The organism is Nocardia caishijiensis NBRC 108228 (assembly GCF_001612825.1).
GTDB lineage: Bacteria > Actinomycetota > Actinomycetes > Mycobacteriales > Mycobacteriaceae > Nocardia > Nocardia caishijiensis.
Genome location: NZ_BDBE01000033.1, coordinates 19,195 through 42,358, shown reverse-complemented (window position 1 = coordinate 42,358; position 23,164 = coordinate 19,195). Strand labels below are relative to the sequence as shown.

23 protein-coding genes and 2 tRNA genes are annotated in these 23,164 nt (G+C 68.7%); 12 read left to right on the top strand and 13 right to left on the bottom strand.

Annotated features, from left to right (window positions below; all coding sequences use genetic code 11):
• Positions 1-23: 23 nt before the first annotated feature.
• Both NC7_RS17380 and NC7_RS17375 read left to right on the top strand, forming a co-directional pair.
• Positions 24-1,490 carry a flavin-containing monooxygenase gene (locus tag NC7_RS17380; RefSeq protein WP_067984377.1) on the top strand — a complete coding sequence of 489 codons (1,467 nt, stop codon included), beginning with the start codon at positions 24-26 and terminating at the stop codon, positions 1,488-1,490.
• Positions 1,487-2,323, top strand: coding sequence for an SDR family oxidoreductase (locus NC7_RS17375; protein ID WP_067984375.1), 837 nt, complete (start codon positions 1,487-1,489; stop codon positions 2,321-2,323). The genes NC7_RS17380 and NC7_RS17375 overlap by 4 nt, the downstream gene beginning before the upstream one ends.
• A 12-nt stretch (positions 2,324-2,335) precedes the next feature.
• On the opposite strand, the gene NC7_RS17370 is transcribed toward NC7_RS17375, so the two are convergent.
• The 5 genes from NC7_RS17370 to NC7_RS17350 form a co-directional block, all read right to left on the bottom strand.
• Positions 2,336-2,926 (bottom strand): ClpP family protease, encoded by a 591-nt coding sequence (locus NC7_RS17370; protein ID WP_067984373.1) that lies wholly within the window; start codon positions 2,924-2,926, stop codon positions 2,336-2,338.
• A 141-nt stretch (positions 2,927-3,067) separates the two neighbouring features.
• Positions 3,068-3,673, bottom strand: coding sequence for a ClpP family protease (locus NC7_RS17365; protein ID WP_067984697.1), 606 nt, complete (start codon positions 3,671-3,673; stop codon positions 3,068-3,070).
• 198 nt (positions 3,674-3,871) lie between these two features.
• Entirely contained in the window at positions 3,872-4,324 is a 453-nt protein-coding gene (locus NC7_RS17360) for an SRPBCC family protein (protein WP_067984371.1), read from the bottom strand.
• 129 nt (positions 4,325-4,453) lie between these two features.
• On the bottom strand, positions 4,454-7,045 hold the full coding sequence (pepN, locus tag NC7_RS17355; protein WP_067984369.1) for an aminopeptidase N: 2,592 nt from the start codon (positions 7,043-7,045) through the stop codon (positions 4,454-4,456).
• Between the two features lie 217 nt (positions 7,046-7,262).
• Positions 7,263-8,210 (bottom strand): NADP-dependent oxidoreductase, encoded by a 948-nt coding sequence (locus NC7_RS17350; protein ID WP_067984695.1) that lies wholly within the window; start codon positions 8,208-8,210, stop codon positions 7,263-7,265.
• Positions 8,211-8,280: 70 nt separating this feature from the next.
• Between NC7_RS17350 and NC7_RS17345 the strand changes: the two genes are divergently transcribed.
• Together NC7_RS17345 and NC7_RS17340 are read left to right on the top strand one after the other, a co-directional pair.
• The gene (locus NC7_RS17345) at positions 8,281-9,237 is read left to right on the top strand and encodes a GlxA family transcriptional regulator (RefSeq protein ID WP_067984367.1); all 957 of its coding nucleotides are present in this window, start codon (positions 8,281-8,283) and stop codon (positions 9,235-9,237) included.
• A gap of 138 nt (positions 9,238-9,375) precedes the next feature.
• Positions 9,376-10,215 carry a phosphoribosylaminoimidazolesuccinocarboxamide synthase gene (locus NC7_RS17340; RefSeq protein WP_067984365.1) on the top strand — a complete coding sequence of 280 codons (840 nt, stop codon included), beginning with the start codon at positions 9,376-9,378 and terminating at the stop codon, positions 10,213-10,215.
• A gap of 125 nt (positions 10,216-10,340) precedes the next feature.
• Here the strand turns inward: NC7_RS17340 and NC7_RS17335 are convergent, their stop codons facing one another.
• Positions 10,341-10,697, bottom strand: coding sequence for a winged helix-turn-helix transcriptional regulator (locus NC7_RS17335; RefSeq protein ID WP_067984363.1), 357 nt, complete (start codon positions 10,695-10,697; stop codon positions 10,341-10,343).
• An 81-nt stretch (positions 10,698-10,778) separates the two neighbouring features.
• Here NC7_RS17335 and NC7_RS17330 point away from each other — a divergent pair, with 81 nt between their 5' ends.
• Entirely contained in the window at positions 10,779-11,642 is an 864-nt protein-coding gene (locus NC7_RS17330; RefSeq protein ID WP_255285058.1) for an NAD(P)-dependent oxidoreductase, read from the top strand.
• A gap of 108 nt (positions 11,643-11,750) precedes the next feature.
• On the opposite strand, the gene NC7_RS17325 is transcribed toward NC7_RS17330, so the two are convergent.
• Positions 11,751-12,542, bottom strand: coding sequence for an NAD(P)H oxidoreductase (locus NC7_RS17325; RefSeq protein ID WP_084458557.1), 792 nt, complete (start codon positions 12,540-12,542; stop codon positions 11,751-11,753).
• Positions 12,543-12,666: 124 nt separating this feature from the next.
• Between NC7_RS17325 and NC7_RS17320 the strand changes: the two genes are divergently transcribed.
• Positions 12,667-13,629, top strand: a complete 963-nt coding sequence (locus NC7_RS17320; RefSeq protein ID WP_067984359.1) for an AraC family transcriptional regulator — start codon at positions 12,667-12,669, stop codon at positions 13,627-13,629.
• Positions 13,630-13,635: 6 nt separating this feature from the next.
• On the opposite strand, the gene NC7_RS17315 is transcribed toward NC7_RS17320, so the two are convergent.
• From NC7_RS17315 to NC7_RS17305, 3 genes are all read right to left on the bottom strand, one after another.
• Positions 13,636-14,127, bottom strand: a complete 492-nt coding sequence (locus NC7_RS17315; protein WP_067984356.1) for an NUDIX hydrolase — start codon at positions 14,125-14,127, stop codon at positions 13,636-13,638.
• 38 nt (positions 14,128-14,165) lie between these two features.
• Positions 14,166-14,759, bottom strand: coding sequence for a winged helix DNA-binding protein (locus tag NC7_RS29740; protein WP_174550237.1), 594 nt, complete (start codon positions 14,757-14,759; stop codon positions 14,166-14,168).
• Between the two features lie 117 nt (positions 14,760-14,876).
• Positions 14,877-16,097 (bottom strand): NAD(P)/FAD-dependent oxidoreductase, encoded by a 1,221-nt coding sequence (locus NC7_RS17305; RefSeq protein ID WP_067984354.1) that lies wholly within the window; start codon positions 16,095-16,097, stop codon positions 14,877-14,879.
• Positions 16,098-16,245: 148 nt separating this feature from the next.
• Between NC7_RS17305 and NC7_RS17300 the strand changes: the two genes are divergently transcribed.
• Positions 16,246-16,887, top strand: a complete 642-nt coding sequence (locus NC7_RS17300) for a mycothiol-dependent nitroreductase Rv2466c family protein (protein ID WP_067984352.1) — start codon at positions 16,246-16,248, stop codon at positions 16,885-16,887.
• Between the two features lie 165 nt (positions 16,888-17,052).
• Here NC7_RS17300 and NC7_RS17295 read toward each other — a convergent pair whose 3' ends face one another.
• The gene (locus tag NC7_RS17295; RefSeq protein WP_067984351.1) at positions 17,053-17,418 is read right to left on the bottom strand and encodes a VOC family protein; all 366 of its coding nucleotides are present in this window, start codon (positions 17,416-17,418) and stop codon (positions 17,053-17,055) included.
• Positions 17,419-17,458: 40 nt separating this feature from the next.
• Positions 17,459-18,463 (bottom strand): M48 family metallopeptidase, encoded by a 1,005-nt coding sequence (locus NC7_RS30205; RefSeq protein ID WP_236573550.1) that lies wholly within the window; start codon positions 18,461-18,463, stop codon positions 17,459-17,461.
• A 588-nt stretch (positions 18,464-19,051) separates the two neighbouring features.
• On the opposite strand from NC7_RS30205, the gene NC7_RS17285 reads away from it, so the two are divergent.
• Entirely contained in the window at positions 19,052-19,525 is a 474-nt protein-coding gene (locus tag NC7_RS17285) for a ribose-5-phosphate isomerase (protein WP_067984328.1), read from the top strand.
• A 148-nt stretch (positions 19,526-19,673) separates the two neighbouring features.
• Complete coding sequence (locus NC7_RS17280; RefSeq protein ID WP_067984326.1) at positions 19,674-20,477, top strand: Fpg/Nei family DNA glycosylase; 804 nt, start codon at positions 19,674-19,676, stop codon at positions 20,475-20,477.
• 97 nt (positions 20,478-20,574) lie between these two features.
• On the opposite strand, the gene NC7_RS17275 is transcribed toward NC7_RS17280, so the two are convergent.
• Complete coding sequence (locus tag NC7_RS17275) at positions 20,575-21,531, bottom strand: GGDEF domain-containing protein (protein WP_067486965.1); 957 nt, start codon at positions 21,529-21,531, stop codon at positions 20,575-20,577.
• 649 nt (positions 21,532-22,180) lie between these two features.
• Here NC7_RS17275 and NC7_RS17270 point away from each other — a divergent pair.
• From NC7_RS17270 to fabG, 3 genes are all read left to right on the top strand, one after another.
• Positions 22,181-22,251 (top strand) — tRNA-Gly (locus NC7_RS17270).
• Positions 22,252-22,293: 42 nt separating this feature from the next.
• A tRNA-Pro gene (locus NC7_RS17265) sits at positions 22,294-22,370 on the top strand.
• 32 nt (positions 22,371-22,402) lie between these two features.
• A complete protein-coding gene (gene fabG / locus NC7_RS17260) occupies positions 22,403-23,161 on the top strand; it encodes a 3-oxoacyl-ACP reductase FabG (RefSeq protein ID WP_067984324.1) in 759 nt (252 codons plus the stop codon).
• Positions 23,162-23,164: the final 3 nt, after the last annotated feature.

Sequence of the window (23,164 nt, the reverse complement as noted above, 5' to 3'; positions counted from 1 at the left end):
ATTCTGCGAAGAAGGAGAACCGGATGATTCAGCACCATGAGGTGATCGTGATCGGGGCGGGGGTGTCCGGGGTCGGTGCCGCCATCAAGTTGCGGGAGGCGGGCGTCGACGACGTCGTGATCATCGAGAAGGCCGAGACGTTCGGCGGGACGTGGCGGGCCAACACCTATCCGGGTTGCGCGTGCGATGTGCCGTCGGGGCTGTACTCGTTCTCGTTCGCGCCGAACCCGGAGTGGTCGCGGTTGTTCGCGACCCAGCCGGAGATCCTGGCCTACGTCGACCGAGTGGCCCGCGAGCACGGACTGGCCGAGCGCACCCGCTTCGGAGTGACGATGACCGGCGCCCAGTGGGACGCGGCGGCCGAGCTGTGGCGCCTCGACACCACCTCGGGCGAGTTCACGGCGCGTTTCGTCGTGTCGGCGGCGGGCCCGTGGAACGAACCACGCCTCCCCGACATCAGCGGTCTGGACGAGTTCGAGGGCGAGGTCTTCCATTCGGCGCGTTGGAATCACGACTACGACCTGCGCGGCAAGCGGGTCGCGGTGATCGGCACGGGTGCCTCCGCGGTGCAGTTCGTGCCGCGGATCCAGCCGGAGGTCGCCGCGCTGCACCTGTTCCAGCGCACCGCGCAGTGGGTGCTGCCAAAGCCGGACCATCCGGTGCCGGAGTTCGAGAAGCAGGTGATGCGCCGCGTCCCGTTCGCGCACAAGGCCTTACGTGGCATCGAGTACGCGATGATGGAGGGCCTCGGGGTGGCCTTCCGGCATCCACGCCCGCTCATGCAGGCGGTGCAGGGGATCGGGTCGGCGTATCTGCGTGCGGTGGTGCGTGATCCGGCGCTGCGCGCCAAGCTCACCCCGGACTACCTGCTCGGCTGCAAGCGAATCCTGTTCTCCAACAACTACCTCCAGTCGCTCGTCAAAGCCAATGTCGAGGTGCACGCCACCGCCGTCACCGAGATCCGGGGCAACACGGTGATCGGCGTCGACGGCAGCAGCGCCGAGGTGGACGCGATCATTCTCGGCACCGGCTTCCACATCCTGGACTCCCCGCTGGGCGAGATCGTGCGCGACAGCGACGGACGCTCCTTGGCCGACCACTGGAAGGGTTCGCCCGAGGCGTACCTCGGCACCGTCACCACCGGGTTCCCCAATCTGTTCTCCATCCTCGGCCCGAGCCTGGGCACCGGCCACTCCTCGGCGTTCGCCGTCCTGGAAGCGCAGATCAGCTTCGTGGTCTCGGCCCTCACCCGTGCCCGCCGCGAGGGCTGGCCGGTGCTGGACGTGCGGCCACAGGTGCAGGCCCGGTATGTCGACGAGGTACAGGCCGCGCTCGGGGGCACCGTCTACAACTCCGGTGGCTGCCGCAGCTACTACCTGGACGTGAACGGGCGCAACAGCTTCAGCTGGCCCTGGTCGACCGGGGCACTCACGAGCCGCGTCAGTTCTTTCGATCCGTCCGATTTCACTGTCACCGAGGTGCTGTCATGAGCTATCCGAAAATCGAACTCGACGGCGCGCTGGTCGCCATCACCGGCGCGGCGCGAGGCATCGGCCTGTGCACCGCGCGTGCTTTCGTGGCGGCGGGTGCGCGCGTGGCGCTCGGCGATCTCGACGAGGCGCTGGTCGTGCAGGCCGCGGCCGAATTCGGCGAGGGCGCGATGGGGCACGCGCTCGATGTCACCGACAAGGACTCCTACGCACGCTTCCTCGATGCCGCCGCCGAGTGGCACGGTGGCCCGCTCGATGTCCTGGTCAACAACGCGGGCGTCATGCCCAACGCGCCGTTCCTCGAGCAGTCCGACCGGATCGACCGGCTCACCATGGACGTCAATGTGTACGGCGTCATCCACGGCATGCGCCTGGCACTGCCCGGCATGGTGGAGCGCGGCTACGGTCACGTCGTGAACGTGGCGTCGCTGGCCGGGAAGTTCCCGCTCAAAGGCCTGGCGGTGTACAACGCGAGCAAGTTCGCGGTGGTCGGGCTCAGTGCGGCGACCCGGCTCGAGATGGACGGCACCGGCGTGAGCGTGAGCACCGTCCTGCCCTCGGCCGTGCGCACCGAACTCAGCTCGGGGATCGACGTGGGCATCCTGCCGACGGTCGAGCCCGAGGACATCGCCGCCGCCGTGGTCCGCACCGTGCGGAGCCGCGCCGCCGAGACGGCGGTCCCGTCGTACGCCGGTGTCGCCGCGAACGCCGCAACGCTGCTGCCGGAATCGCTGATCCGGTTGGTGCGCAAGGCCGCTCACGACGACGCCGCGATCAACCGGGTCGACGACAAGGTGCGCCGGGTCTACCTCGACCGCATCGAAAAGCAGTAGCGCCCGGCCGGATCATTCCCGTTCGTGCAGAACCTGATCCACCAGCCCGTACTCCAGGGCTGTGTCAGCGGTGAACACGCGGTCGCGGTCGGTGTCGCGGCGCAAGGTCTCCGGGCTCTGACCCGTGTGCTTCGACAGGATCGCCTCGATCGCCGCCCGCATCCGCACGATCTCGTCGGCCTGCAAAATCAGGTCGGGGATCGTGCCCTGTCCACGAGTCGCGGGCTGGTGCAACACGATGCGGGTGTGCGGCAGCATGGCCCGGTGCCCGGCCTCGCCGCCCGCGAGGAGCACGGCACCGACCGCGATGGCCTGGCCGACGCAGGTGGTGTGCACCGGCGCCTTGATGAACCGCATGGTGTCGTACACGGCGAGCATGGCCGACAGGTCGCCGCCCTCGCAGTTGATGTAAAGGCTGATCGGTTGGCCGGGACTGTCGGACTCCAGGTGCAGCAGTTGCGCGATGAGCGCGTTGGCGACGCCGGAATCGATGGGTGTGCCCAGGTAGACGATGCGTTCGCTGAGCAGATGTGAATAGATGTCGGTGATGCGTTCCCCACCGCGATGCTGGGAAACGACATTCGGAATCGTGTAGCTGGACATATCCGCCTCTCCGCGAATTCTGGCCTGACTCGTCTGCCACCTGGATTGCGTCGGCGGCAAGCTGTCGGCGTAGGGGTCGGGTCGGCCCGTCCCCGGTGAGTTACCCATGTACGCGCGTGATCACCTGGTGCCAGCGGCAATTCATGCGGTGATACCGATGCGACGACGATTGGGTACCACTTGGTCGAAGGACTCCACGACATGGTCGATGAAGCCGTACTCGAGGGCCTGGGTGGCGGTGAACCAGCGGTCGTGCAGGGAGTCCTCGTAGACGCGCTCGAAGGGCTGGCCGGTGTCCTGCGCGATCAGTCCGAGGACGGTGTCCACGGTGTAGCGCAGGTCGTCGGCCTGCACCTCCACCTCCACCGCGCTGCCACCGATGCCCGCCGAACCCTGGTGCATCAGGATGCGGGCGTGCGGCATCGCGTACCGCTTGCCGGGCGTCCCGGAGGACAACAGGAATTGCCCCGCGCTGCAAGCCAATCCAAGTGCGAGGGTCGACACCTCGCACGGAACGAGGCGCATCACGTCGCGGATGGCGAGCATCGACGGCACCGAGCCGCCGGGGGAGTGGATCCACAGTGAGATCCCGGCCTCGGGGGCCTGTGCGGCCAGGGTGAGCAACTGGGTGATGAGCAGGGTCCCGTTGTCGTCGTCGAGCGCACCGTCGAGCACGAGAATTCGCCGCCCGAACAACTGCTCCCGCATCCGCCAACTGAACATCGGTGCTTTGTCGTCGTGTGCCATGCGTCCACGGTGCATGGCTCCCACCACCTCTCGCCGCCGATGCTGCCCGCAGCAGATCTGCTCACAGCAGCGAGCGACGCAGGAGAGACCCGGTTCGCCGCCGATGCTGTCCGCAGCAGCGAGCGACGCAGGAGCCCGACGGCATCGCACCTGGTTCGGGTCGGTCGACGGCGAGAGACAGGAAAGCCGATCGCGTTCTCAGCGGCGGACGGCCACCCCGAGGTCTTTCGCGCACGCGTCGAGGATGTTCCCGAAGACCGCCGCGGCGATCGGCGTGGTGAGCCGGGTGATCGCCGCCGCCGCGAAGGGAGCCTTCACCTCACCGACGCTGGTCCACCGCACCCGGGTGCCACCGGGTTCCGCCGTGAAAGTCATGCTCGCGCCCTCGTGCCGCGACGGTGGAAAGCTGCGCTCGACGAGGTAGTCGAACGCCCGAGGCGGGTCGTAGCGTGTGATCCGCTCGGTGAACCGGCCGATCGACCACAGGTGTTCCCGGACCGCGCCGACACCGTAGGGCGCGTCCGCTCCGTGGCTGACCCAACGATTACGCAGCACCCAGAACGAACGCCCGTAATTCCTTGTGTCGGCGCACCATTCGAAGACCTGCTCGATCGGCGCGGCGATGAAGCGCTCGGCCGTGATGGTTCCCATCTCGTTTCTCCTTCGGAGTGCGACATGGAGGAAATCCCCCGCCTCGAATACTACTCGCGGTAGTAGTTCCGTGGTGGCGAAATGGCCGATGGCCCCGATCCGGCGAGATCGGGGCCATCGGTTCGGTGCCTACTTGGCGTCGAATTCCCGTGCGCGCAAAGAGCGTTCGATCCCGGCGCGACCCTCGGAGACCAGTCGGCGCAGAGCCGGTGGGTGGTCGCCCGCGAGGAATTCGTCGGCCGCGGCCATCGCCTCCTCGGTGATCGCCCAGTGCGGGTACAGGCCGACGACCACGGTCTGGGCCACCTCACTCGAGCGACGCTCCCACACGGCGGGGACATCGGCGAAGTACCGGTCGACGTACCGCGCGAGCAACTCGCCCTGACCCGCAGGAGCGAATCCACCGACGATGGCGCGGGCGGTGATGTTGGGAACCGTGTCGTCGCCCATCACCGTGTTCCACGCCTGTTCCTTCACCGCGGCCAACGGGCGCGCCGTGCGTGCGGCGGCGGCCTGGCGCTTGCCCGCCGCCGTCGGATCACGGTCCAGCTCGGCGTCGATCACCGGCGACTCGAGGCCGTCGGCGTCGATGCGGCCCGCCGCGGCCAGCGCGGTGACCACACGCCAGCGCAGATCGGTGTCGACCGTGAGCCCCGCCAGCCCGACCTCGGCCGGGTCGCTGTCGAGCAGCCGGGCGAGCACATCGGTGTGCCGGGTGTCGAGCTTGGCACCGGTGAGCGCGTTGACGAACGCCAGTTGATGATCCGACCCCGCCTCGGCGCCGCGCGCCAGCTCGAGCAGCCGGTCGGCGAAACCGGGCCAGCCCTCCTGCTCGGCCCACCCGGGCTCGGCGTAGCTGGAGATGGCGGTCGCGGCCTGCATGAGCAGCCGCTGCACCACCCCGATCTCGGACTCCGCGCCGATGCCACGCTGCACGAGCGCGACGAAATCGCGGGCCTTCATCTCGGCCTGTCTCGTCATCTCCCAGGCCGCCGACCAGGCCAGCGTGCGCGGCAGCGATTCGGCGATGTCACCGACGCGGTCGACGATCACCGCGAGCGACTCGGGGTCAAGGCGCAGCGAGCAGTAGGTGAGGTCGTCGTCGTTGACCAGCACCAGCGCCCCACTCGTCACCCCGACCAGCTCCGGCACCTCGGTGCGCACGGCGGCGTCGAGGTCGAGCTCGACACGCTTGGTACGCACCAGCTTTCCGTCGACATCGTCGTAGACGCCGATCGCGATCCGGTGCACCCGGTACTCACCGGCACCCGGCTCGGCACCGTCCTGCACGACGGCGAATTCCGAGAACGTGCCGTCGGCCGCGACGGTGAAGTCGGGCCGCAGGATGTTGAGACCGGTGGTCTTGAGCCACTGCGCACCCCAGTCCGACAGGTCACGCCCCGACGCCTTCTCCAGCGCCGACAGCAGGTTGTCGAAGGTGGCATTGCCGTAGGCGTGGTCGGCGAAGTACTCCCGCAGTCCGGCCAGGAACGGTCGCAGACCGACGTAGGCGACGAGCTGCTTGAGCACCGAGGCGCCCTTGGCGTAGGTGATGCCGTCGAAGTTCACCTCCACCGCGTGCAGGTCGGGGATGTCGGCGGCGATCGGGTGGGTGGAGGGCAGCTGGTCCTGACGGTAGGCCCAGGACTTCTCCACATTCGCGAAAGTGGTCCAGGCACTGGTGTATTCGGTGGCCTCGGCCTGGCACAGCACCGACGCGAACGTGGCGAACGATTCGTTGAGCCACAGGTCGTCCCACCACTTCATGGTGACCAGGTCGCCGAACCACATGTGCGCCATCTCGTGCAGCACGGTCTCCGCGCGGCGCTCATAGGACGCGCGGGTCACCTTGGACCGGAACACGTAGTCCTCGAGGAAGGTGACCGCGCCCGCGTTCTCCATCGCGCCCGCGTTGAACTCCGGCACGAACAACTGGTCGTACTTGCCGAAGGCGTACGGCACGCCGAAGTTCTCGTGGTAGAAGGCGAAACCCTGCTTGGTCTCGGTGAACAGCCGTTCGTGGTCCATGTGCTCGGCCAGCGAGGCCCGGCAGAACAGGCCGAGGGGGATCTCGCCGTGCGAATCCTGGTACACGTCGGTCCATTTCGCGTACGGACCGGCGATCATCGCGACCAGGTAGGTGCTCATCTTCGGCGTGGTGGCGAAGGTGTGCCGGACCACGGCGCCGATCTTGTGCTCCTCGGCGGTGGCGCCGTTGGACACGACCTGCCAGTCGGCGGGCGCGGTGGCGACGACATCGAAGGTGGCCTTGAGGTCGGGCTGGTCGAAGCAGGCGAACATGCGCTTGGCGTCGGCGGTTTCGAACTGCGAGTAGAGGTACACCTTGTCGTCGGCTGGGTCGACGAAGCGGTGCAGACCCTCACCGGTGTGCGAGTACTCGCAGTCGGCTTCGACGACGAGCTCGTTGGTGGCGGCCAGGTCCGGCAGTGCGATGCCGGTCGATTCGTCGTAGCCGCTCACGTCCAGCGGGGTGCCGTTGAGCACGGCCGAGCGCACGCGGGGCGCGACCAGGTCGATGAACGTGCTCGCGCCGGGGGTGGCGGTGAACGTGACGGTGGTCGTGGAACCGAAGGTGTCCGACACCTCCGAACCGGCGCCGCGCGGCTGGTCGGTGAGGTCGAGTTCGATCCGGTAGTTCTGCACGGCCACGATGGCCGCGCGTTCGACCGCCTGGTCGCGGGTGAGATTCGGGGCGGACATAGATCTCCTTCGTCGTCGACGAACACGGCACACTTCGGCGCACCGGTATCGCACCGGCGCGCGCGTCAGCGTCCACAATGCCACCTGCCGTCGGCACCCGCTCCCGAGTTTCCCTCGGGTGTCCACGTGGGCCCGGGTCGCGTGCGCCGCCAGCCCCGCGGTGCTCGCCCGTTCGGGACGACGCGACCGCGGGGGGCGATCGACCGGTGTCTTCCGCTCAGTCGACGGTGAGCACGAGCTTGCCGAGGGTGCGGCCGGTCTCGCCGAGCGCATGAGCCTTCCCCGCCTCCGCCAGCGGGAAGACCCCGGCGATGGTCGGGATGAGCGCTCCCGATTCGAGCAGGGCGGCCACCGCGCGCATTCCCTCGTGGTCGGCCTCGACGAGCAGCGACGCGAAGCGGACGCCCCGTTCGGCGGCGAGAGCGGACAGCTCGGCGTCCTGGCGGGCAAGGATGCTCACGAGCACGCCACCGGGGCGCAGCGTCGGTAGCGAACGGCGGCAGTTCTCCGGGCCGAGGGTGTCGAGCACCACGTCGACCTCGCGCACCACGTCGGTGAAGTCCACGCTCCGGTAGTCGATGAGCTCGTCGGCGCCGAGCGCGCGCAGATGGTCGTGCTTGGCCGCGCTCGCCGTCCCGATGACGTACGCGCCGCGCGCCTTGGCGACCTGCACCGCCAAATGACCGACACCACCGCCCGCCGCATGGATCAGCACCCGTTGCCCCGCCTCGACCTGCGCGGTGTCGACCAGTGCCTGCCAGGCGGTGAGCGCGGCCAGCGGCGTCGCACCCGCCACGACGTGCTCGACAGCGGTGGGCTTGCGGACGAACGCGCGCGCGGGACCGACGACGTACTCCGCCAGCGATCCGTGCCCGTACGGATACGGCAGCATGCCGAAGACCTCGTCGCCGGGTGCGAACAGCGTGACGCCGAAGCCGACGGCCTCGACGACTCCGGAGACGTCCCAGCCGAGGACGAAAGGCGGTGCGGGCAGGAACAATCCGGGCAGGGCTCGGTGCTTCCAGTCGGTGGGGTTGATGCCCGCGGCGTGTACCCGGATCAGCAGCTGGCTCGGGCCGGGTTCGGGACGGGGGAGTTCGACTTCGCGCAGGACCTCGGGTCCGCCGAGGGTGTCCTGACTGATGGCACGCATGGTTTCGGTCATGCCGTTCACGGTGCCGCAGGGCGGTCGTGCGGGAAATGGCATGAATGTCATCATCCGATAGGATCGTGCCATGCATCGCGTGGTGGTTCTCGCGCTCGACGGCGTGTACCCGTTCGAACTGGGCATCCCGAAACGGATCTTCGGCAATCTCGACGACCGCTACGAGGTACTGACCTGCTCGGCCGACGGCGGACCGGTACGCACCTGCGCCGACTACGGAATCACCGTCGCGCACGGCCCTGAGCTCCTGGCCACCGCCGACACCGTGATCATCCCGTCGTGCGATCCGGCCATGACCGACGGCGAGCTCGACCGGGTGACGCTCGACGCGCTGGCCATGATCCGGCCCGGCACCCGCATCGTCTCGATCTGCACCGGCGCGTTCGTGCTGGCGGCCGCGGGCCTGCTCGACGGCCGTCCGGCGACCACCCACTGGCGGCTGGCCGAGGACTTCCGGCGCCGGTTCCCGCACATCGCGCTCGACCCGGACGTGCTGTTCGTCGACGACGGTGACGTGCTCACCTCGGCGGGCGCGGCCTCCGGCATCGACCTGTGCCTGCACATCGTGCGCGCCGACCACGGCAGCGCGGTGGCCAATCAGGTCGCGCGCGTCAGCGTGGTGCCGCCGTGGCGCGACGGCGGGCAGGCGCAGTACATCGACCAACCCGTCCCCGATCCCTCGGTCGCGAGCACCGCCGCTACCCGACAGTGGGCCCTCGAACATTTGGACCTCCCGCTGAGCATGGCCGAGCTGGCCGCGCACGCGCGGATGAGCAGGCGCACCTTCGCCCGCCGCTTCGTCGACGAGGTGGGTCTGAGCCCCGGGCGCTGGCTCACCCAGCAGCGGGTGGCCAGGGCGCGGCACCTGCTCGAGGCCGGCGACCTGTCGGTCGAGCGGATCGCGAGCCGGGTCGGCTTCGCCACCGGAACCTCGCTGCGTCAGCACTTCCAGGCCGCCGTCGGCGTCGCCCCGCTGGCCTACCGGCGCACGTTCCGCGTCGCCGACAGCGGGCGCGTGAGCGCCTGATAATCCGGCCGGGCGAGAGCCTGTCACGGTGGAATGTGACCGGCCTCCCGTCGCGGCGACCAGGTCGAATTCGGCAACGGCCCCGGCCGGTACAGTCCTACCTACTCAGTTCGTACGGCGCCACCAGGAGGTTCGACGTTGAAGCATGTGCACGCCGGAAAAGTTCGTGACCTCTACTCCGACGGCGACACCCTGCTGCTCGTCGCGTCGGACCGGGTCTCGGTCTACGACGTGGTGCTGCCGACGCCGATACCCGGCAAGGGTGCGCTGTTGACCCAGCTGTCGAACTGGTGGTTCGAGTACTTCACCGACATCCCCAACCACGTGGTGTCGGCCACCGACGTGCCCGCCGAGTTCGCCGGTCGCGGAATCCGGGTGAAGCCGCTGAAGATGCTGCAGGTCGAGTGCATCGCGCGCGGGTACCTGACCGGGTCGGGTCTGAAGGAGTACCAGCAGTCGGGCACGGTGTCGGGCATCGCGCTGCCGCCGGGTCTGCGTGACGGCGACAAACTGCCCGAACCGATCTTCACCCCCTCCACCAAGGCCGCCGAGGGCCACGACGAGGCGATCAGCTTCGCCGACGTGGTGAGCCAGGAAGGCCGCGAGGTCGCCGAGAAGCTGCGCGACCTGACTCTCGAGATCTACTCGCGCGGCGCCGAGCACGCGGCGAAGGCGGGGGTGATCGTCGCCGACACGAAGGTCGAATTCGGGTGGGACGGTGAGGTTCTCACCCTCGGTGACGAGGTGCTCACCTCCGATTCCTCGCGCTTCTGGCCCGCCGACGAGTGGGAGCCGGGCCGCGCCCAGCGTTCCTTCGACAAGCAGTTCGTGCGCGACTGGTCCACCTCCACCGGCTGGAACAAGGAATACCCCGGCCCGGAGATCCCGGCCGACGTGGTCGAGGCGACCCGCCGCAAGTACGAAGAGGCCTACGAACGAATCACGGGAAAAAGCTGGCCCACGTCCCCGCGTACCTAGGCTCGTCCGCCTCCCCGCGTACTCAGGCCGGATTCGGGCGCGGGGAGTTCGGTGGGGGCGGCAAGCTTTTCCCGTGCGGTTCGGTTCGTCGGTACCCGGGGAGTTACCCATGTGTCTGCGTTCGGTCAGTGGACCGGTGCCGCAACCCCTTTCACCCCGCAGATGTGGTCCATGTTCGCATTGCCCCATTCGCCGAGGGGCACCAGTGCGGCGTTGAGTGACACACCGCGTTCGGTGAGGGAGTACTCCACCTTCGGTGGCACCTGCGGGTAGATCTCGCGGCTGATGATGCCGTCGTGCTCGAGTTCGCGGAGCTGCTGGATCAGCATCTTCTCGGTCACGCCGGGAACCAGGCGTTTGAGGTCGCCGAAGCGCTGGGTGCCGGTGGACAGGGCCCACAGGATCAGTGCCTTCCATTTGCCGCCGACCACGTCGAGGGCGGCATCGATACCGCACGAATACGGATGCTGGCGCTGCTTCATGTCCGCCTTACTTACTTTTTTGTAGGTATTGCACTTCACAGTCAGTACTTGTGAAGTCTAGCGGAACGGGAGAATCTAGGAGTGCATCGCCGAACGGCGGCGACAACCTTGCGGACTAGGGGAGAGATGAGCAACTCGACTGTGGCACAGCGTGTTTCGGTGATCGGTCTCGGCGCGATGGGTGCCGCGCTCGCGAAGGCGCTGCTGGTGGGTGGGCACGAGGTGACGGTGTGGAACCGCACCGCCGCGCGCGCCGAACCGCTGGTCGCCGACGGCGCGACGCTGGCGGCCACCCCGGCCGAGGCGATGGCGGCGGCGGATCTGGTGATTCTGTGCGTCCTCGACGACGCGGCCGTGCGCGAACAGGTGGCGCCCGCCGCCGAGCAGCTGCGCGGCCGGGTGCTGGTGAACCTGACGACCACCACCCCTGAGCAGGGCCGCTCGCTCGGCCGCTGGGCCGAGGCCAACGGTGTCGAGCTCATCGACGGCGGCATCATGGCCGTGCCCGCGATGATCGGTGGACCGGCGGCCTTCCTGCTCTACAGCGGGGTCACCCCGGCGTTCGACCGGTTCCGGCATGTTCTCGACCTGTTCGGCCGCGCCGAATGGGTCGGCACCGACTACGGCGCCGCCGCCATGTACGACCTGGCGATTCTCGGCGGCATGTACTCGATGTTCGCGGGCTTCCAGCAGGGCGGGAAGATGGTGCGAACCACCGGCGGGTCGGCCGCCCACCTGGCGACATTGATGGGACCGTTCCTGCAGGCGATGGCCGGGCTGTTCGGCCAGTACGCCCCGGGCATCGACGACCCGGCGACCTACGTTCCCGAGCAGAGCGCGGAGTTCACCTCGGGCGCACTCACCACCATCAACACCGCCGCCGACGAGGCGGGCACGCCGAGCGAACTGCTCCAGGTGCTGCTGAAGACGGTGCCCGGCATCTGATCCATCATGTGCTGGACCGGCTCGAGGTCGAAGATGACCAGTGCGCGGTCCGATCGTGCGAGAGTGCCGCGACCGGACCGCGCTGAGGCGTCCGACAACCGTTCACACTCAGGCCGACACCAGCTCGGCGGCCAGGAATTCGTCGACGAAGCCCTCGGCCCGCGCGTCGAACGCGGCGTAATGGGCGGCCCGTGCGTCGCCCGCGATGGCCTCGCCGATCACCAGATTGCCGTCGGCGTCGATGGTTTGGGGCTGGTCCTCGGCATCGGGCAGCAGGCCGACACGTGAGTCGGCGAAACCGCTGTAGTACGCGAGTCCCTCGCTGAGCTGGGCCTCGAGCAGCTGCCGCATCCCCTCGACGATCGCGTCCCCGGCAGTGGCGCCTGCCAGGCCGAGCCACAGGATGCGCTTGCCCGCAAGCTTGGGCTTGCTGCGGCCGTAGGCGAAGCCGTAGTTCCAGACACTGTCGATCCAGCCCTTGAGCATGGCGGGCACGCTCTGCCAGTACACGGGGAACACGACGACGATCACATCGGCGGCCTGCACCCGCCGCATGTGCGCCTCGGTGCTCGCCGAGTACACCTTGTCGCGATTGCCCCATTCCGGCTGGTCGGCGACGGTCATCCGGGGGTCGAAGTTCTCGGCGTGCAGGTCGAGGAAGTCGATCGCGTACCCGGCGGCGGTGAGCCGGGACGCCGCCCGCTCGGCGACGTGGGCCGAGAGCGAATCGGCACGGTGATGGGACAGCACGACCAGGGCCCGTCGGCCCGCCGTCGAGGTGGTGTCGGCGGCGCCGCCGCGCTGGGCGTGGATTGGAGCGGGGACGGCCTCGTCGCGGCCGGTCGGCACGGGGAGGGGTGTCGTGTGGGCGGATTCGGGGACGGCGGACTGCTGCGACATGATGACTCCCTGGTCGATCGGAGGTGCGGGGCTGTGTGCCCTGTGCTTCGAGTCAACCGCGAATCCCGTGGACGATCTATGGGTGATCATCTCGCGTCGATAGGAATTCGTCTACGCTGGTGGGGTGGATCCGTTGAGTTCGCTGTTGAGCGGCATTCGTGCCGAAGGATCGGTCGTCACGCACGCCGTGCTGCGATCGCCGTGGACCATCCGCTTCGCCGACCGGGCGCCCCTGGTCATGGTCACCGTCCTGCGTGGTGGGGGCACCCTGGTGCTCGCCGACGGGTCGGCGACCCGGCTGATCGCCGGTGACACCGCCATCGTCCAGGCCTGCGAACCGTTCCATCTGGCCGACACCCGGGCGGCCCTCGACCGACCGCACATGGGATACGAGCTGTCGTGTTTCGTGCCGCACGGCTTCGGTCCGGCCGATCTCGCCTGCGCCACACCGGAACTCGTCGAGACCGCCACCGGCGCACCCGAGGAGACCTCGCTCGTCGTCGGCGCCTACCGGGCATCGGGGCGACGGCACGAACGACTGCTGCGGGCGCTGCCGCCGGTGATGGTCGTCAGCGACGACCCGGAAGTCTGTGCGTGGCTGGAACAGTCCGCCGCCGACGCCGTCCGGCTCAGCGCGGGCTCGCAGGCGCTGATGGATCGGCTCCTGGACTGGGCGCTGGTCTGCACTCTGCGGACCTGGCTTGCGGCGCAAGAGCATTGCGCGCCCGCGTGGTATCGCGGCATGGCCGACGCGGTTGTCGGACCCGCGCTGGAGGCGATCCACAACGATCCGTTCCGGCGCTGGACCGTGGCGGATCTGGCCGCCGAGGCCTCGGTGTCGCGGGCGCTGTTCGCCCGCCGGTTCAGCGAGGTGATGGGGGAAACGCCGCTGGCCTACCTCACCGAATGGCGGATGGCCGAGGCCGAGGAACTGCTGGCCGACCCGAATCGCAGCGTCGCCCAGGTGGCGACCACCGTCGGGTACGCCGATGCGTTCGGGTTCAGCGCCGCGTTCAAACGCCTTCGTGGACAGAGCCCTTCGGAGTTCCGCTCCACGGTGCGCGCTCCCGCGCTCGCGGGAACCTGAGGCCGGTCACGGCGTCGGTGCGGTTCCCGCGAGGTGCTCGCCCAGGCGTTGCAGCAGCGGACGCTGGCCCTTGACCAGCTTGGGCTCGGCGATCGCCGGTGCGAACCAGCCGACCCGGTCGATCTCGGGAAACTCGCCCACGCGGCCCGAGCGGGGCGGCCACTCCATGGTGAAGGTGCCGGGGACGATCGCGTCCGGATCGAGGTCGCCCTCCACGGCCCACACGGTGACCGTCTTACGACGCGACCCGCTGCCGTACTGCACGTCGCCGAGTGCGATCCACGGCCCGTCCGGCACCGGCAACCCGAGCTCCTCGGTGAATTCGCGGGCCGCGGCGACCTCCGCCGATTCGACCCCGATCTCGTACTCGCCCTTGGGAATCGACCACGCCGACTCGTCCTTCTTCGCGAACAGCGGACCGCCCATGTGCCCGATCAACACCTCGATCCCGACCTCGCCACGCCGGAACACCAGTACACCCGCGCTGTAGACATCCACGGCGTCGAGTCTGCCAGGACGCGAACCGGGGCGTCCGCTCAGTCGATGGCGTCGACGAAACGGGCGAGCAGACGGGCGAATTCGGTGCGTTCAGCCGAGGTCCACCCGGCCATGGCTCGGTCGAAAGCGCGCTGGCGGCGGTGGTGGGCGGCGGCGAGAATGTCGGTGCCGCGCTCGGTGAGCTCCAGCAGCGACCGGCGGCCGTCGGACTGATCGGCCACACGGCGCACCGCCCCGGCAGCCACCGCGGCGGCCACCAGTTTGCTCGCTCTCGGCTGGTCGACGGCGAGGGCCGCGGCCACGGTGGAGATGCCTTCGACCGGGCCGTCGAAACTGTCGGCATGACACGGCGCGAGTGGCAGACGCTCTCGGCGGTTCAGCGCGCGAGTCCCACGGACGCGGAGTCGACGGAGGCGCTGCGTCCGTTCTGGGACGACGACGAATCCGCCGATGAGGTCACCCGGGCGCTGGCCGTGGCTCACCCGCGATCCGGCGGGTCGCTTGGCACCGACAGCGGCGGGCCGCAGGGCCGTGGATGCGGCGACCAGTACCGTCGCCGACCTCCGGGGCCGCATGGCCGACGGCATCAGCGCCGACGACTTCGCCTCTTGCACAGCGACTCTGGACCGCATGACCGGAAACCTCGAGGCGCTCCTCGGCATCGCACGGTGACGGCCGAGGGCGGTGCGTGTAGAGCGGCCGACCGTCGAGGTCCTACCGGTGCGGCAGAGACCTCGGGCGGCGCCGCGTCAGAAGTCGACGGAAAGGTCGACGAGGCGTTCCGGGTCGACCTGTTCGCCCGAGGTCACCAGCTCCCTGATGCGATCGGTGACATCCCAGACATTCACGTTCATGCCCGCGCGCACCCGGTTGTCCGGATCCAGCCAGAAGGCGACGAACTCCGGTTTCGCCACATCGCCGCGAACGACCACCCGCACGTCGTCGTCGCGACCGACATAGCCGGTGTACTCCATTCCCAGGTCGTACTGGTCGGTGAAGAAATAGGGGAGACGGTCGTAGGCGGCCGGTTTGCCGAGCATCGTCAGCGCGGCCACCGCGGGCTGATTCAGGGCATTGGCCCAGTGCTCCACCCGCACCCGTCTGCCGAGCAGGGGATGCAGCGCCTCGGCGATGTCACCGACGGCAACCACATCCGGATCGCTGGTCCGCAGGGACTCATCGACCAGGATTCCGGTGTCGGTGGCCAGCCCGGCGGCTTTCGCGATCTCGATATTCGGCTGCGCGCCGACCGCGATCAGCACCGCGTCGGCGGGCACCACCTGGCCGTCGTCGAGCTGCACACCGGTGGCCTCGCCGTCCTCGGCCAGGATCAGATCGACGCCGACGCCGGTGCGCAGGTCCACGCCGTGCGCCCGATGCAATTCGGCGAACACGGTGCCCATCCGCGGGCCGAGCACCGACACCAGCGGCAACTCGGCCGCCTCCAGCACCGTCACCTCCAGCTTCCGCGCCCGCGCCTGCGCGGCGACCTCCAGCCCGATCCAGCCCGCCCCGATGATCACCAACCGACGCCGCGACCGCAGCACCTCGAGCAGCCGATCGGAGTCACCGATCGTGCGCAAGGTGTACACATTCGACGCGTCGGCGCCGGGAAGGTCGAGGGCGCGCGGACGCGACCCGGTGGCCAGCGCCAGCTTGTCGTAGGACAACGTCGAACCATCCGGCAGCGACACCGTTCTCGCCGCCGGATCGAACGCCGCCACCGTGGTACCCAACCGCAGATCGACGTGGTGATCGCGGTACCAGGCGGGCGGATCCACCGTGAAATCCGGCAGCTGCTGGTCACCGGCCAGATGCTGCTTGGACAGCGGCGGGCGCTCGTACGGTAGATCGTCCTCGGCCGCCAGCAGCGTCACCCGGCCCCCGAAATCGTTGGCGCGCAAGGCTTCGGCCACTTTCACACCGGCGAGCCCACCGCCGACGATCACGAAATGCTGATTCGAGCTCATACACGGACTCCTTCTCACGGACGTTCCGGTCTCCCTCGCCGTCGAGCCTAACCCCGGGCAGTGACCAGGGGAACGAATCCGGGACCCGCGCGGTTGCACCAACCAGCGGGCCGCCTGCCCGCCAGCAGCTGACCCGAGAGGAAGACCCGTGAGCGATCAGGCCACCAAGGATCTCGCCGAATTCTGGTTCGACCCCCTGTGCCCGTGGTGCTGGATCACCTCGCGCTGGATCCTGGAAGTCCAGCAGGTCCGCGATATCGAGGTCCGTTTCCACGTGATGAGCCTGGCCGTACTCAACGAAGGCAGGGATCTGCCGCCGCAGTACGTGGAACTGATGGCCGCGGGCTGGGGCCCGGTGCGCGTCGCCATCGCCGCCGCCCAGAAATACGGCGACCAGATCCTCGCCCCGCTCTACACCGCCCTCGGCACCCGCATCCACGACCGCAAGGCCGAATTCGAACGCGCCACCACCCAGGAAACCCTGACGGCCGTGATCGCCGACGCCCTCGCCGAACTCGACCTGCCCGCCGAACTCGCCGAAGCCGCCGACAGCACCGACTACGACGAAGCACTGCGCGTGAGCCACCACGCGGGCATGGACAAGGTCGGACCCGACGTTGGCACCCCGACCATCCACGTCAACGGCGTCGCGTTCTTCGGCCCGGTGCTCTCGCGCATCCCACGCGGTGAAGACGCGGGCCGGGTATGGGACGGCGTCGTCGCCCTCGCCTCCTACCCCCACTTCTTCGAACTCAAGCGCACCCGCACCGAAGAGCCTGTGTTCATTTAGCGGCTGGCGCCGCGGGATTTTCGGCCCGGGGGGCCTCGAATCCGAGGAGCGATACTTCGGCTTCGCCGTTACGTCTCGCTCCTCGGATCCGAGGCGGCCGAAAATCCGTGGGGGTTGGGACCGGGGGGAGGCGGGCGGTGGGTGTGACGGTCGGGTGTCGGAGCCTCAACGCGAATATTTGACCAGGCAGAACTCGTGCTCCTCGGGATCGCGCATGACCATGACGATTCCCTCGTCGTAGTCGTGCCGCTCGCCGGACCAGCGGCCGCCCAGGTCCTCCACCTGACGGCGACCGGCTTCGATGTCATCGACTTCGATGTCGAGGTGGATGCGGACCTTGCCGATCTTGGGCTCGTCCACTCGTTGGAAGGTCAAGCGCGGTCTGTCGTCGACACGCGAGCCGACGGTCGCCCATCCCGGATCATCGCCATGTTCGGCCGTGGCGGGGATACTCAGGATCGCGCTCCAGAACGAGGCCAGTCGTGTCGGGTTCGCGCAGTCGATCGTGATCCCCATCCACCGATTCGCCATGCCTGACAGCATGAACGAATCGGGTCGTCCACGCTCGGCGTCACGCGGAAGTCGTGCTCGTGCCAGGCCCACGAACAAGGCAACGGGGGAGACGGCCGGGGTCAGCGGGGTTTCGGGGGGTTGGCTGGGGGTGCTGTTTGCAGGGGTAGCCGCCGGGGGGTGGGATCGTGCCGGGGTGGGGTGGGCTCGGGTGCCAGAACATGGGGCCGGGTTTGCTGCGGTCGCGCAGTGCCCACATTCGCCAGGTGAGGACCGGGTGGCTGGACATGGCGTTCACCAGCAGGACGAAGCCGCCCTTCTCGGTGGCGGCGCGGTCGGCCATCTCGTCGAAACCGACCTCGGTGTTGAGGTACTTGCCCGCGGCGAGGGTGGCCATCGCGCCCGGCGCGCCCAGATGACGGTTGCAGAAGCCGTGGTTGTCGGCGGTGTACTCCTGCGCGCGGATCAGGGACGACCCGAGGATCGGCAGGTACGGCGCGACGAACATGCCGAGCTGGCGCCAATACGACACGTGACCAGCGGCGATGTGGCCGACCTCGTGGCCGATGATGAAAGCGAGCGCGTCGGGTTCACGGGCCTTGCCGCCGATCTCGAACAGGTCGCTGTAGACCACGACGAAGCGGCGGAAGCCGTGCCCGGAGGCGAAGGCGTTGATCTGACCGTTGCCGAGGATCACGTACGCGTCCGGCGCCTTCGACATCCCGAACCGCGCGGCGGCTTCCTGCACCAACCGGTAACCCTCGGGGAACTGGGTGGGTGACATCCGCACCCCGTTGATCCGCATCCGCGCGAAGTTCAGGCCACGTCCGGCCCACAGCAGCACCGGCGCGAACAACAGCACCAGCACATAGGGGCTGGTCAGCAGCGAGCCACCGGACTCGGGCTGCCCCTGGGCGTCGACCACGGGCTCGGCGACCAGTTCCACCAGCACCAACAGGATGGCCAGCAGGTAGGCGACACCGGTGATCATGATGACCACCACGAGCAGCGGAATCTCCCACGGATGCCGAGCTGGCATCCCGAACGGCGACAGTCCGCGCGGCATCGGCTGCGTTGTCCCGGGTGGTCCACCGGGCGGGTGGAAACCGTGCGGCACAGGCGGATACGCACCGGTGGGCCCCACCGGAAACGAGCCGGTGGGATGCCCGGGCTGCTGCCACGGCGACGACCCCGCGAACCCGGGCTGTCCCTGCGGCCACGATGCCGGGTCCGGCGTCTGCTGCCACGGCGACGACCCCGCGAACCCGGGCTGTCTCTGCGGCCACGATGCCGGACCCGGCGCCTGCTGCCACGGGTCGGACGCCGCGTCGTTCGGGACATGCGGTCGAGGCGCCGAAGGGTCGTGCGGCTGGGATCCGGGCGCGCTCGGAGAACGAGGAGCCGACGGTCCTTGCTGCCAGGATCCGGATGAGTCCGCCGTCGGGCTCTCGGCTGCCTGCTTCGACAACGACGAGGTGCCGTCGCGCGGCGGATAGTCGCCCGACGGTGGCACGGGCTGATCGGCGGGCGTGGCGTCGCTCGGCCGGTCGGCGGGTTGCCCGGAGCGCTCCGGTGGGGGACCTGCCGAATGCGGGGAATGCGGTTCGTGCGGGTGCATGAAACGACTCTAAGCGCGCCTGCGACAATCGCAGCCATGCGCGTTTACCTGGGTGCCGACCATGCCGGTTTCGAACTGAAGAATCACGTCAAGGCCCATCTGCTCGAGGCCGGACACGAGGTCGTCGACTGCGGCGCCCTCGAATACGACGCTCTCGACGACTACCCCGCCTTCTGCATCGAAGCGGCGCGGCGCACCGTCGCCGACCCGGGCTCCCTCGGCCTGGTCTTCGGTGGCAGCGGCAACGGCGAACAGATCGCCGCCAACAAGGTCCCCGGCGCCCGCTGCGCCCTCGCCTGGAGCGTCGAAACCGCCAAGCTGGCCCGCGAACACAACAACGCCCAGCTCATCGGCATCGGCGGCCGTATGCACACCACCGAGGAAGCCCTCGCCATCGTCGACGCGTTCCTCGCCCAGCCCTGGTCGGAGGAAGCCCGCCACCAGCGCCGCATCGACATCCTCGCCGACTACGAGAAGTCCGGCGAGGCCCCGGCCGTCCCCGCCTACTGAGCTGGGCTCACCCGCCTCCCCGGAGATTCAGGCCGGACTCAGGTGCGACGAGGCTTGCGTCGGCGGCCAGACAAGGTAGGGGGTCACGGTAGCCCGTGCCCGGTGAGTTACCCATGTGTTCACGAGATCAGTTGGTGAGGGGTGTTTCATGCCTGAGGGGCACACCCTTCATCGCATAGCGCGATTGCATCAGGAGCGGTTCGCTGGTGTGGCCGTGCGGGTTTCGAGTCCGCAGGGGCGGTTCGCCGACGGGGCGGCGCTCGTGGACGGGCAGGTGCTCGAGCGGGCCGAAGCCTTCGGTAAGCATCTGCTGCATCACTATGCGTCCGGGCTGACCGTGCATGTGCACCTCGGGTTGTACGGCACGTTCAGCGAGGTGGAGTTGCCGATGCCCGCGCCGATCGGGCAGGTGCGGATGCGGATGGTCGGTACCGCGACGGGATTCGGCACCGATCTGCGCGGACCGACCGCGTGCGAGGTGCTGCATCCGCCGGAGGTGGAGGCACTCACCGCCCGCCTCGGGGCCGACCCGCTGCGCCCGGACGCCGACCACGAGCGGGCGGGCGCACGAATTCGGCGCTCCCGCAGGGCGATCGGCGCACTACTGATGGACCAGTCGCTGATCGCCGGAGTGGGCAACGTCTACCGCGCCGAAGTTCTCTTCCGGCACGGCATCTCACCGTTTCGGCCCGGTACGTCGATCACCTCGGCCGAATGGGACGCGCTGTGGGCCGACCTGGTCGAGCTCATGCCGGTCGGGGTGGAAACCGGGCGTATGCACGTCGTGCGCACCGAACACGACACCGGCGCACCGTCCTACGCCAAGGACCGCCCGCGCACCTATGTCTACCGCCGTCAGGGTGAACCCTGCCGCGTCTGCGGCACCCCGGTGTCCCACGGCACCATGGACGCCCGAAACCTCTTCTGGTGCACCGTCTGTCAGCCGCGCTGACCAGAACACCTCGGCCACGGTCGTGAAACCGTGGCCGAGGTGTGCGGAGAAGATCGACTGAGCCCGGGCCGCGAAGTGCAGGCTTCGCGATCCGGACTCAGCCGGCGACCGCCGTTCCCAGTTCGGGGTCGCCCGATTCGGCGAGGGCGAAACGCCGCCCGCCCGCGGATTTCGCCGAATACATCGCGCGGTCGGCGCGACGCAGCAGGTCGGTGAAATCGCACGTCTTTCCCGGTGGGCAGAACGCCGTGCCCACGCTGGCCGACACCGGCACCGGGCCCGCGCTCGACCACACCGGGTCGCGCAGGGCCGCGACCACACGGTGCGCCAGCTCGCTCAAGGTGTCGCGGCGCGGATTGGCCGCCACGACGAACTCGTCGCCGCCGTACCGGCAGATCACGGTGTCCGGTGGGCACACCTCGCGCAGCCGGTTGGCCAACTCCACGAGCACCTCGTCACCGATCGCGTGTCCGTAGCCGTCGTTGATCTGTTTGAAGCGGTCCAGGTCGACCACCAGCACACCGACTCCGCGTGTCGGGTCGGCGGCGAAGGCACGCACCCGCTCCTGCAGGAGTGTGCGGTTCGCCAGGTCGGTGAGGGCGTCGTGGGTCGCTTCGTGGCGCAGGCGGTGCTGCAGCGCGGCGATCTCCTGCACGCGCAGCGACACCTTCGCCGAGATGTTCTGCTCCTGTTGCGCCAACGCGCGTTCCTGCAGTGCCTGGGCGTAGCTGTCGATGGCCTGGCTGGCCACCAGCGGCCAGCGCGTCGCCACCAGGGACCCGGGCACCCCCGAGGGGAAACCGAGCAACCAGCGGGTGGCGTGGGCCAGCATTCTCGTCCGTTCGAACGGCGCCTCGGCCAGTCGTGCGCCGAGCTTGCGCGCCTGCGGTACCGGGAACGGTTCTGTCCTGGCCAGATGCAGCAGGCGCTCGACGATCTCGATGAGCACAGGCTCCAACTGGTGCGGTGCCACGGACGATCCCGGCTCGGCACACACCGCGCGGGCCCAGGCGCGGGCCATCGCGGCGACCGGTGGTTCGATGTGTGCGGACATCGACATCACCGGCGGAAGGTGGCAACGGTCTTGCCACCTCGATCGTTCGCACTGCTACGCGGTTGGGTCCGCCGAGTTCGGCACACGCTCACCGCCCCCTTTCCAGATACCCCCGTCCGGCAAAAAGGATCCTAGCAAGCCACTCGAGACCCAAAAGCCGCGTTCTAGAACGTGTTGCAGGTCCCTCGCGAATGGCGATCGGCTATGACATCGCTACAGCCGCCCGGGCGTTACACACTTCGCGAAAAAACTTCGAAAACACCGAAACGTGCAGCGTGTTGCCCCATTTTCGGGCGGTGGGCGTGTTGTCGCCATGGTCCCTCCTGGCAAGGTGTCGTGCCGACCGGTAGAGCCGTCGCGCGCTCTTTCATGGTGGCCTACCCGCCGCCCCCATGCCAGGTTTTCGAGGAAAATTATCCTTTGTATTCCCCCGGTGGAGCAGGCGTCGGTCCCCTGAGACGCAACCACCATCGTGTCCGGTACCGGTGGTCCCGCAATAGGGCCATTGGGCCCTAATCGGGCGTGAAAAAGAGGGGGATCCGCCCGGGCGCCGACCGCTTCGCGGGGCCGGATTGGCGTTCGGCGCGCGGGATTCGGTACAGTCGTGGCGCACACGACATCGTGGCGATCCCATCGATGTCGTATGCCTGCGGGTGTAGTTCAATGGTAGAACCTCAGCCTTCCAAGCTGATGGTGCGGGTTCGATTCCCGTCACCCGCTCAAATATGAATTCCCTCGACGGCGTGAACCGCCCCGAGGTATCGGGGTGTAGCGCAGCTTGGTAGCGCATCCGCTTTGGGAGCGGAGGGTCGCAGGTTCAAATCCTGTCACCCCGACCATCACGACGAACGCGCCCGATAGGGTGGCGCGCATGTCCACTACCTCACGGGTCGCCATCGTCACCGGTGCCGCACGCGGAATCGGCGCCGCCGTCGCGAAGAAGCTCGCCGCCGACGGTCACGCCGTCGCTGTTCTCGACCTCGACGAAGCCGCCTGCGCCGACACCGTCTCGGCGATCGAAGCCGCCGGGGGCACCGCACTGGCCGTCGGCGCCGACGTCTCCGACGAAGACGCCGTCGCGGCGGCCGTGGAACGCATCGCCGACGCGCTCGGCGCGCCGACCGTGCTGGTCAACAACGCGGGCGTGCTGCGCGACAACCTGCTGTTCAAGATGTCGGTGCAGGACTGGGACATCGTCATGAACGTGCACCTGCGCGGCGCCTTCCTGATGACGCGCGCCGTGCAGAAGTACATGGTGGAGGCGAAGTTCGGACGCGTGGTCAACCTGTCCAGCACCTCCGCGCTCGGTAACCGCGGCCAGGCGAACTACTCCGCCGCCAAGGCGGGCATGCAGGGCTTCACCAAGACCCTCGCCTTCGAGCTCGGCAAATTCGGTGTCACCGCCAACGCGATCGCCCCCGGCTTCATCGAGACCGAGATGACCGCGGCCACCGCCGCCCGCGTGGGCGTCGACTTCGAGGCCTTCAAGCAGGCGGCGGCGGCCCAGATTCCGGTGAACCGGGTCGGTACGCCCGACGACATCGCCCACACCGCGTCGTTCCTGGCGAGCGAGGGCGCGGGCTTCGTGTCCGGTCAGGTCATCTACGTGGCGGGCGGACCCAAGGACTGACGC